Here is a 10,155-nt window from a genome sequence, read left to right as displayed (position 1 = left end):
TTATCAGTAGCTGCTTCAACTGCTTTCCTTTTCCCGTACTCCCAGTCGCGATATCGCAAGTTATAGGTGCTTCCTATGGGTGTCACCACTACATCCCGGGTGGTTTGTCCGCGTTTAAGGCTAAGCCGGACCTGTTTCCCCTGCTTGTTCCGGATGAGTTCCCCAATATCCAGGGCAGATAATGCCGGGATACCATTGATACGGGTAATGACATCCCCTTCACGGATATTCAAATACGGATCGTCCAGGGGGGATTTTTCATCCGGGTAATCGGGGTCTACCTTGTAGATGTGGTCAATCCGGAAGCCGCCCCCGGCCTCATCCCTGCTAAAGACCCCACCCAGGCTGGCAACGGCAATATTGCGGTTGTCATTGCGCAGGTCGCCGCCGCGTACGCTGGTATGCAGGGCGGCAAGTTCACCCACAAACCTGCCAATAAGGTCCGAGAGCTCCGTCCGTGTCGTCACCCTTTCCACTAGGGGCAGGTATTTGGCATGCATAGCATCCCAGTCTACCCCGTGCATATTTTTGTCGTAGAAATAGTCCCGCTCCATCCGCCAGGCATCGGTAAAGATCTGTTTCCATTCTTCCTGCGGGATGATGGGGAACCGCCAGCCCTCCAATTTGATCTTGTGTTTGCTGAGATTGGTTACTTCCGAGGTGCCTGCATCGATCATATACAGACTGCCGTTTTTGCGGACCAGGAGCTTTTTCCCATTGCCACTCAACTCGTAGTTTGAGATCACTTTTACAAGTGTTTTAACCTTAATTTCTTCATTAGATATTTCGAGTGCAGCGAGGTCCGTTTTGGCATTAAGCCCCGTACCACGCTTTGTAAAATAAAGGTTCTTGTCATTTAGGGATAAATTGTTGTAGTTCCCGGCAGGAATCGGTACTTCAGCGATACGCTCCTGCAAGCTGTTTTCATCGATCTTTACTACAACTGCTTCTTTGTCGCCCCCATTTTCCTTTGATTTTTCCGGGGCCGAGTACAGTTCATCATCCGGACGGAAAGGTGAACGAACCCCTGTTTGCAGCGGCACATGGTAAAGCTTCATTTTAGCATCAAAATAGGGTTCGGGTTGACGCGATCCCCAGGGGGAGCGTACCAGGGAAGTAAAGCTGCGATCTGACAAGAAATAGATAAACTTCCCGTCCTTGCTCCACTGCGGGCTGAAACTGTTGGCCCGGTCGGTGGTCAGAAAGATACGTTTGCCGGTTTCCACCTGGTACAGAACAATCTGGGTCATTAGGTTGTCTGCTGACTGCTCAAAAGCCACCCACTTGTGGTCAGGCGACCAGGAGGGATTGCCCACGTAAAAATCATTGGTGGAGATTTGTGTACTCACTCCGGTTTTCAGGTCCAGCACGTACATGCGCTCGAGAAGGTCCTTATACGCCAGCCGCTTACCGTCTATGGAGGGGGTGCCCCCAAAACGGAGTACCTGGCCATCCCGGGTTATCGTTTTGCTGTTGCCGATACCATTGGCGGGTAGTTGTACAAATTCAAATTCGCTGCTTTCATCAGAGAGGACATAGAGCTGTTTTCCATCATGGGAGAAGGCCGCATCCCGGTAGCGCACCCCGCTTTTCCGGGTAAAATCAATATATCGACCAGTTTTTACCGGGGCAACAAAAACCCGTCCCCTAGCGGTGATCACGATGTTCTTGCCCTCAGGATCAGGATGCACACTGGTGATATATTGGGAAGGCTTCTCCTCCCATTTTTCACGTAGCTGATCCAGATCAGAAGTGAGCCGGATATCGATTTTCCTATACTGGTCTGATGCGATAGTATAGACCCAAAGGTCGGCCCCCCACTGGTAAACAATATTCCCTTCGGAAACCTTGGCATAGCGTACATCAAAGTCAGCGTGCTCGGTATGTTGCTGCAAATCATTTCCGGCTTCATCCATAGACCATAGGTTCATGGTACCGTCTCTATCGGTGATGAAATACACCCTGCCGTTATACCACATGGGATGATGACTTTCCCCGGCATATCCCCTGGTAAGCCGGACCGCTTCAGCGGCTTCAGTTGTGTACTTCCATATTTGCCGGGCAGTACCTCCTTTATAGCGCTTGGTTACGTTTCGGTGATAGGCCGGCCGCACGAAGTAGACCGTTTCACCGGAGGAATCATAACTGGCCTCACTGCCCTGGCTCAGTGGCACGCGTATTTTCTTTTTGGATTTGGGGTCGATCTGAACCAACTGATAGTCGGGCACCCCGGAATACCCCCTGGTCTGGTAGACCACCTTCCCATCCGGGGTCCAGGTATTGACAAAGGATGGGTCCCCTTCATAGGTCCATCGTGTGGGCAAGCCACCATCAACAGGCATGGTATACACCTCTACCGGTCCCTCATAGCTGGCCGAAAAGGCAAGGGTTTTGCCATCCGGGGAGAAATTGGCATAGAGTTCTTCTTCGGCGTGACTCGTTAATCGCCGGGCATTGCCCCCGGAAAGGGGAACGGTCCACAGATCGCCCTCTGCCGTAAAAACGACTTGGTCTTTATGGATGTCCGGGAAGCGGTAGTAGCCTTCAAAACCCTGGGAAAAAGATGTGTTGGAAAAGAAAAGAAATACAAAAAAGATGCTGGTGCCGGCGAATCGGGACCAGGTAGCAAAACGTTTTTTCATTGGAGTAATGGTGATCAGTTTTTTGTTAGTTGAAAAAGGTTTTTTAATGTACTAAAAATTGCCCAGAGTCGCCCCGAATACATGCCTGTATTTTCGTACTCTTTGGACTACTATTTTCTTCTGGGATTCAGAAAATAGGTGCCGGTGCCCAGGCCGAGGATCAACAGGCCAATCAGGGTTTCAACAGGTTGCTGAAGCAACAGGTAGGATAGCACCCAAAGGCTGAGGACCACGAAGATCAAAGGAAAAATGGGGTATAAAGGAGATTGATAAGAGGCCTCCTTTTTGTATTTCTTCCTCAGCACGAAAACACCTGAAACGGTAAGCAGTGAGGCAATCTGCAGGATAAAGCCACAGTACAGCAAAACACTCTCAAAGGTGCCGGTGAGGACATAGGCAGTCGCAATAGCCACCTGGAACCAGATCGCTGTTACGGGGATTTGTCTTTTGTTCTTTCGGTTCAGGAACCGCCACAGGGGATAGTCTTTTCCCATGGCCTGTGACACCCTTGGGCCTACCCAGGTCATGGCACTGATACTCGAGATCAGGAAAAAGGCGATTAGCAGATTAATGATAATGGCACCCTGCTCGCCGAATAATTGCAGGGCAAAAATGTGCCCTACATCTATTTGCCCCTTTAAAGCCTCGAGTTGTCCGTGTTTCAGGAATACGAGGTGAAGTAACATATAGAGAACCGTGACGAGGAGTGTACCCCTTACCAGGGCTTTTGGCAGGTTAACCCGGGGGCGCTCGATTTCCTCTATGATGTAGGCAGCAGCATTCCAGCCGGTATAGGAGTAGGTTACGTAGACAAAGGCAACAGCGAAAGAGGGTGTGAGGACTTCCGCCGTCCAGCCCATGGAGAAATCAAAGGCTGTAGCTGTAGAGGTGAGCCAGAACCCCGCAGCAATCAAAAAGGCGATCAGCAGTACTTTAAACCAGGTGGCAAAGGACTGGAAGGTACTGCTTACCTTCAGGTTGAAGGAGTGGACCAGTCCCATAAGGATAATAATGCCCACCGCCATCACGCTTGGGGGTAATTCCAGTACATTACCCATGTACTCCCCCAGGGCCATCGCGGCAAGCGCCACAGGTGCTGCAAACCCAACGGTAAGGGAGATCCAGCCCGCAAGATAGCCCAGTACCGGATGGTAGACACGGGAGAGGAAAATGTATTCTCCCCCGGATTCCCGGAACACACTGCCCATTTCCGCATAGCAAAACGCCCCGATCAGCGCGAGTACCCCGCCAAGGAGCCATAATCCGAGGATCGACCAGGTATTCTGTACATCCTGCAACTGGAACCCCAGGCTGGTAAACACCCCGGTGCCGATCATATTGGCAACCACAAGGGCGGCTCCAACTTTCCATCTGATTTTACCAGGGGTAGTGTTCATCTTTGTGCAATGTACCAAATCCTTAAACTGACCACAATTCCTCCCAATAACAGAAACAACAAATACCGTAGTATCCTGGCGTTGAAATAGGACCTTGTCCCATCTATTTCGTTCACTCGAAATTCAATTAGAAGCTGGATAACTGCATTGATCGCAACTCCTGCACCGATCAGGATGACAATAAGGTCAATGACTAAAGTAAGTGAATCCTCATCCATCTGGGCAAATAAAACGGGCGTAAAATGCGCTTAACTAAAACAGCTTGTACTGAGGGGGCGTTACTCCGGCCAGCCTGAGGTAAATGGCAGTTTGCCCCCGATGGTGGTTGATGTGTTCCTTTGTTTTTTGCACCCATCCCAGTCGGGTTACCTTAAATGGTCCGCGTTCCACCATCTCTTCAAATTGTGCGGGGTCCATTGTTTTGATTCCGGCAATGGCAAAGTCAAAACTCTCGGCCAGAATACGCCGTACTTCAGCTTTGGATTGCAGGGATTCGTCTTGTTGCAGGTTCTTCCCCGCATAGGGGTTCTCGACTCCTGTACCATTGGAACTCAGGCCAAAGGTACCCATGGCCGTGTGCAGCATTTGTCCGGCAAAGGTCATGGTCTCCTCTGTAGGCTTGAAGTTAAACTGCGCTTCCGGCATAGCGTCAACATAGGCCAGGGAGAGTTCCTTGCCGCGTTCAAAATCTTCAACAAGGTGATCGATGGTCGGGTTTTGTGCCAGGCCGGCGAAACCGGTTAGGCAGCAAAATAGGATACAGAATTTTTTCATCACAGGTTTGTTTTAATTGGGTTATAAATTTTAGGAAAGAAGATAGGGAAATTAAATGCCAACCCATCTACATTTATGAAAGTTTAACCCTTTCGGGATCAGGAGGATATATGGCCTTTTGTGGGTTGGTCCGGCTGTGGAAATAAGAGGGCCTTACTTACCGGCAACAGTGTTGTCCATGCTGTTCATTGACTGTGCCAGGGCCTGCTCTACTTGCTGATAGAGGGTGTCCGCATGCTCGTGGTAGAGCACCAATACCAGCGTAATCAGTGTAATACCAAGTAGGGCAATGCCTATCCGTGCGGTCAATAACTTTTCGCTCTTTTTCATGGGTCAGTTGTTGTATAGCCCTGACAAGTTAAGAAAAAGCACAAAAATTAACAATCTTTTAACAAAAATGAAAAGGGCAAATATCATTTGCGTCCGGGATTTCCCAAATGATCATTAACAAGTAAAGGGGATTTTAAGGACTAGTCAGGAGAATCATCAAGTTCTATCCCGGCTTCCATCAGGATATTGAAGATCAACTGGTACTCCTTTTCATTGAAGTTGCCATCGGCATTGGCCATTTCATTCAACATTACAGCCAGTGCATGCTTTTTTTTGTCCGGCATACCCTTCAGGATCATCATGCATTCCTTTGCGGTAATGTTCCGTGCTTCCTCAACAAGGCCGCGATCGAACTTAAGCAAGGTCATGAGCTGCTTCAGGAATTCGATTTCACCAGGGTCTACCTGTCCGTCCACACGAATAACTTCATCAATTGCTTTTACGATGGCGAGTTTTTCGGCGAGATTATATTTCATGATTATCTTTTTTAAGGGGGGTAATGATCACCGGATATCCGGAGTGGAAAGGTAATCAAAAATGCAGATAATTGTGGATAGCCCCGGTTTAAAAATGTTTGAAATTCCGCTTCCGTTTCTTTTTTCGTAACTTTTCTTGTCGCTACATATGCTTCTGTGATAATGGGATTCTGTAAACAACAATTCTTGCTTATTGCTTTTTGCGGGCTATGCTTTCTGGGATGCAACCAGAACAAATTCGACCCGGTCAGTGTTGACGATCAAGGGGGGATACCACCGGGCGATCTCTCTGATGAAGCGCTGCTGGACCTGGTCCAGAAACAGACCATAAACTATTTTTGGGAAGGGGCGGAGCCGATCAGTGGCATGGCCCGTGAGCGTTTTCATATAGATGGACAGTATCCCTTTCATGATCCGGATATCATCACTACAGGGGGAACGGGTTTCGGACTTATGGCACTTATTGTTGGCATAGAGCGCGGCTTTATACCCGAAACAGAAGCTATAGCCCGTTTTGAAAAAATCGTGGATTTTCTGGAGGGTGCGGATCGGTTTCACGGAGCCTGGCCGCATTGGATGAGACCTGATGGACGGGTGTATCCCTTTAGTCCAAAAGATGACGGCGGCGACCTGGTAGAAACCGCTTTCTTGATCCAGGGGTTGCTTACTGTAAAGGCATATCTGGATAAAAATATACCCGAAGCAGCAGCCTTATCACAACGTATACAAGGGTTATGGGAAGAAGTGGAGTGGGATTGGTATACCCGGGGAGGTGAATCCGTGTTATACTGGCATTGGAGCCCCAATTATAACTGGGAAATGAACTTTCCCATTGGGGGCTACAACGAATGCCTTATCGCTTATGTCCTCGCTGCGGCTTCCCCTACTTATCCTATACAGAAGGAAGTTTATGATGCGGGATGGGCACGGAGCGGAGCCATTGCAAATGATACCGTATACTATGATCTGAGAACGCAGCTGGATCATTATGAGTACGATACGGCCCCAGTGGGCCCTTTATTTTGGGCCCACTATTCCTATCTGGGACTATCGCCAAAAAGCCTTTCGGATCAATATGCGGACTATTGGGCCCTCAATCAAAATCACACGTTCATCCATTACAGGTATTGTGTGGATAATCCGATGAACCACAAAGACTACGGCCCTGAGGAATGGGGGCTTACCTCCAGCTATTCCTTAAATGGATATGCGGCCCACCGGCCTGGAAATGACCCTGGCGTGATTTCCCCAACTGCTGCCCTCTCTTCAATGCCCTATACTCCGGATGCGAGCATGGCATTTCTCCGTAAGCTATATATGCAGAAGGATACGCTGGTGGACAAATTCGGACCTTATGACGCCTATAGTTCGGAGAATAACTGGTATGTGAAACGCTACCTCGCAATCGACCAGGGACCTATTCCGGTAATGATAGAAAATTACAGGTCCGGCCTGCTATGGGAACTTTTCATGAGCAATACTGAGGTGCGCATGGGTTTGGAGAAACTGGGATTTTCTTATAGCCAATAGATTGGGAGAAGGCCAGTGCCCGTGAACACCATTTTAGCGCAGCAATATGAGTAAAGCCCCTATGGCGGTCAGCGCGAGGATCATTTTACGGTAGAACTTATCCCGTATGATTTTCACTAACCGAACTCCGGTGTACAGGCCAAGAAAGATACCCGGTAAAAGCTTCAGGTTAATCATTATACTTTCCCAACTGATCGTTTCCCAGACGAAAATATGCAAGGGTAATTTAAAAAGGTTGGTGATCAGGAAAAGCCAGGCGGCTGTACCGATAAATTCGTTTTTCGGCAGGCGCATGGCCAGGAAATACAAATTGGTAAAGGCTCCGGCAAGGTTGCCGATCATGGTAGCAACGCCGGCGATCATTCCCATTCCCCCGGCAAAGGCCCAATGCCTTGGAACGGACTTCGATTTGCGGAGGTCCCACCAGTACATCACGGCAACACTGAACAGGATGATGCCCACCATAAACACCTTGAAAGTTTTACCGGGGAGGTCTTTCCCCAGGACGGCCCCGATCAACACCCCGCTTAGCATCCAGGGGGTGAACCTCAGGATATGCCCCCATCGTGTATGGCGGGTATAATAAAGGACGGCAAATACATCTCCAACCAATAACAGGGGAACAATTAAGCCCGTAGATTCCCGTGCCCCAAAAGCCAGTGCCATTAGGGTTACGGTCACCATTGCGATCCCTTTGAGGCCTGCTTTGGACACCCCCAGCACAAAAGAGGCGCAAAGGGCAAGGATCCAGGAAGTAAAGGTTATTTCCAAGGAATTGGATTAAAGATGATGCCGTAAAGGTATTTTAAAAAGTACAGCAAAGAGCAATACCTCATTGATCTGGCTTCAGCCTTTACGGGAATAATCCTATCTTTAGCCGCAACCTTAACCAACACTGCATGCCCAACAAGATACAACGGTATTTCCTGCTGGGGTTTGTCTTCATCCTCTTAAATATTGGGCTGGGAAGCTGGGGACTAACAGAATCCAGCGAAGCGCGTTATGCGGAAATAAGCAGGGAAATGTTGGAAAGCGGGGACTACTTGTACCCAACACTTATGGGCATAAGGCATTTTCACAAACCTCCTTTGACCTATTATATCACCACTGCCGGGTACCAGCTTTTTGGGGTTAACGAATATGGGGCACGGTTCTTTTTGTCCTTGGCCCTCATCCTGCAGATCATTTTCGTCTACAAAATTTCGATTTTGCTGTTTAAGGAACCGAAGATTGCGCTTTCGGCAGCCATTATTTATTTTTCCTTTCCCCTGGTGGGGATTTCCTCCCGGGTGTTGACCACTGATTGCTATCTGATCACCCTGGTTCTTGGAAGCATTTATTTCCTGTTACATCACAAAATAAGGGGCTCGATATTTAGCCTTTACGGCTTTTACATTTTGCTCGGTCTTGGATTTCTGACCAAAGGTCCGGCTGCCCTGGTCCCGGTTGGCCTTTTCCTGCTGATCTGGAAAGTAGTACAAAAAGAGAAGATTCATATTACCCGGCATACCGTACTAAGTACCCTGCTCTTCCTGCTGATTGGCGGCAGCTGGTTTATTGCCATTGGGCTGGATAAGCCCTCCTTTCTGGAATATTTTATAAAAGAACAGATCCTGGAACGCGCGGTGGCAGCAAACGATATGAACCGGGAAAAATCCTTTTTCTACTACTTGCCCTTGCTTCCCCTGATAGGATTTCCCTGGATCCCTTTTTTGATTTCCCGTAGTTTCCTCAGGAAAAAATCTGAGGCTGAAAAACAGAAAACACCACTTGTCCTCCTCCTTACGGGAATAGGTGTTGTGCTTTTTTATTCTCTGATCTCCTCAAAACTTATTTTGTACATCCTCCCGGCCTTCCCATTTTTTGCACTTTATACGGCCTATTTGCTAAAGGGGATCAGCGACAGGGAAAGCAGGATCTATTCCCGGATACTGGGGTTGCTGTGCCTGGCCTTGGCTGTATTTCTGCTCATTGCAAAGCTGTTCCCGCGGTTGGAGCTTCACGGATTACCCGCCACACTATTGGCTGTAGCGCTCATTGTATCCATTATTCTGATCATTAGATATTTGAGGGGTAATGCATATTTCAGCATGCTAGCAATCTCAGCGGTTTTTATACTTGGGGTGTTGCTCACTTTTCCTATTTATGCAGGCAGTAACCCAAAAAAGATCAAAACCCTGAAACCCATTGTGTCTTTCCTGGAGGACAACGGTATAAACCGGGAAAGGGGACTAATTATTTACGATTTCTGGGTGCCCTCAACGGCCTTTTATCTCAAGAATGAGGTGATTACGATAAAAAATGGCAGTAAGCGGATCAACCAGGAAGTCAAATTCCAACCCGATGAAAGTTACAAAACCACCTATATGGACCTTCAGGATCCCGTAGATCAGGGTCATATCCGTAAGGTTATGGAACGGGAGGACCCCATATTTATGGTACTGAAGAAAGACAGTCTGCCTGACCTTATCAAAGCACGCCTCAAGCGCTATAAAAACAGGTACGATTATCACAAATATTCCCTTTACTATTAAAAAGTTCAGGATTCTGAAATCAGGAAAGTCGATAAGCAAAAAATAATATCTTTATAACCCAACCAAGACCAGACTATGCAACTCAGCACGCTTGATTATATCCTTATCATCGGATTTTTTTCCATCGTATTACTTATTGGTATCATCGTTTCCAAGACTTCAGGAAAGAACACTTCAGAGTTCTTTCTATCGGGACGTACTATGCCCTGGTGGTTACTGGGACTGTCTATGGTGGCCACTACATTTTCCACAGACACACCCAACCTGGTTACGGATATCGTCCGGACCAACGGTGTATCGGGGAACTGGGTCTGGTGGGCCTTCCTGATTACAGGACTGCTCACTGTTTTTGTATATGCGAAGTTGTGGAGGAAATCCAATGTAAACACAGACCTTGAGTTTTACGAACTCCGTTACGGGGGGGCTCCTGCCCGGTTTCTCAGGAAATTCCGTGCGGTCTATCTGGGGGTGA

General features: G+C 48.2%; 10 protein-coding genes. 3 read left to right on the top strand and 7 right to left on the bottom strand.

Annotated elements, in window-relative coordinates; genetic code table 11:
- The 6 genes from AC4E7D_RS06805 to AC4E7D_RS06780 all read right to left on the bottom strand — a co-directional run.
- The coding region (locus AC4E7D_RS06805) for a S41 family peptidase (RefSeq protein ID WP_490173059.1) at nt 1-2,642 on the bottom strand (2,642 nt) is incomplete at its 3' end.
- A gap of 110 nt (nt 2,643-2,752) precedes the next feature.
- Nucleotides 2,753-4,039: an APC family permease gene (locus AC4E7D_RS06800; RefSeq protein WP_490173058.1), complete on the bottom strand. Its 1,287-nt coding sequence runs from the start codon at nt 4,037-4,039 to the stop codon at nt 2,753-2,755.
- Nucleotides 4,036-4,257 (bottom strand): hypothetical protein, encoded by a 222-nt coding sequence (locus AC4E7D_RS06795; protein WP_490173057.1) that lies wholly within the window; start codon nt 4,255-4,257, stop codon nt 4,036-4,038. The genes AC4E7D_RS06800 and AC4E7D_RS06795 overlap by 4 nt, the downstream gene beginning before the upstream one ends.
- Before the next feature lie 34 nt (nt 4,258-4,291).
- Nucleotides 4,292-4,813 carry a DinB family protein gene (locus AC4E7D_RS06790; protein WP_490173056.1) on the bottom strand — a complete coding sequence of 174 codons (522 nt, stop codon included), beginning with the start codon at nt 4,811-4,813 and terminating at the stop codon, nt 4,292-4,294.
- A 153-nt stretch (nt 4,814-4,966) separates the two neighbouring features.
- Entirely contained in the window at nt 4,967-5,143 is a 177-nt protein-coding gene (locus AC4E7D_RS06785; RefSeq protein WP_490173055.1) for a hypothetical protein, read from the bottom strand.
- A 140-nt stretch (nt 5,144-5,283) separates the two neighbouring features.
- Complete coding sequence (locus tag AC4E7D_RS06780) at nt 5,284-5,619, bottom strand: tellurite resistance TerB family protein (protein ID WP_490173054.1); 336 nt, start codon at nt 5,617-5,619, stop codon at nt 5,284-5,286.
- A 162-nt stretch (nt 5,620-5,781) separates the two neighbouring features.
- Here AC4E7D_RS06780 and AC4E7D_RS06775 point away from each other — a divergent pair, with 162 nt between their 5' ends.
- Nucleotides 5,782-7,149, top strand: coding sequence for a glucoamylase family protein (locus AC4E7D_RS06775; RefSeq protein ID WP_490173053.1), 1,368 nt, complete (start codon nt 5,782-5,784; stop codon nt 7,147-7,149).
- A 33-nt stretch (nt 7,150-7,182) separates the two neighbouring features.
- On the opposite strand, the gene AC4E7D_RS06770 is transcribed toward AC4E7D_RS06775, so the two are convergent.
- Nucleotides 7,183-7,920, bottom strand: coding sequence for a sulfite exporter TauE/SafE family protein (locus AC4E7D_RS06770; RefSeq protein WP_490173052.1), 738 nt, complete (start codon nt 7,918-7,920; stop codon nt 7,183-7,185).
- 128 nt (nt 7,921-8,048) lie between these two features.
- Between AC4E7D_RS06770 and AC4E7D_RS06765 the strand changes: the two genes are divergently transcribed.
- Nucleotides 8,049-9,683 (top strand): ArnT family glycosyltransferase, encoded by a 1,635-nt coding sequence (locus AC4E7D_RS06765; protein WP_490173051.1) that lies wholly within the window; start codon nt 8,049-8,051, stop codon nt 9,681-9,683.
- A gap of 75 nt (nt 9,684-9,758) precedes the next feature.
- A partial coding sequence (locus AC4E7D_RS06760; RefSeq protein WP_490173050.1) for a sodium:solute symporter family transporter occupies nt 9,759-10,155 on the top strand: 397 nt, incomplete at its 3' end.

This window comes from Lentiprolixibacter sp. (genome assembly GCF_982873095.1).
The sequence above is the reverse complement of the archived record's forward strand: the minus strand, read 5'-3'. Positions and strand labels throughout refer to the sequence as shown.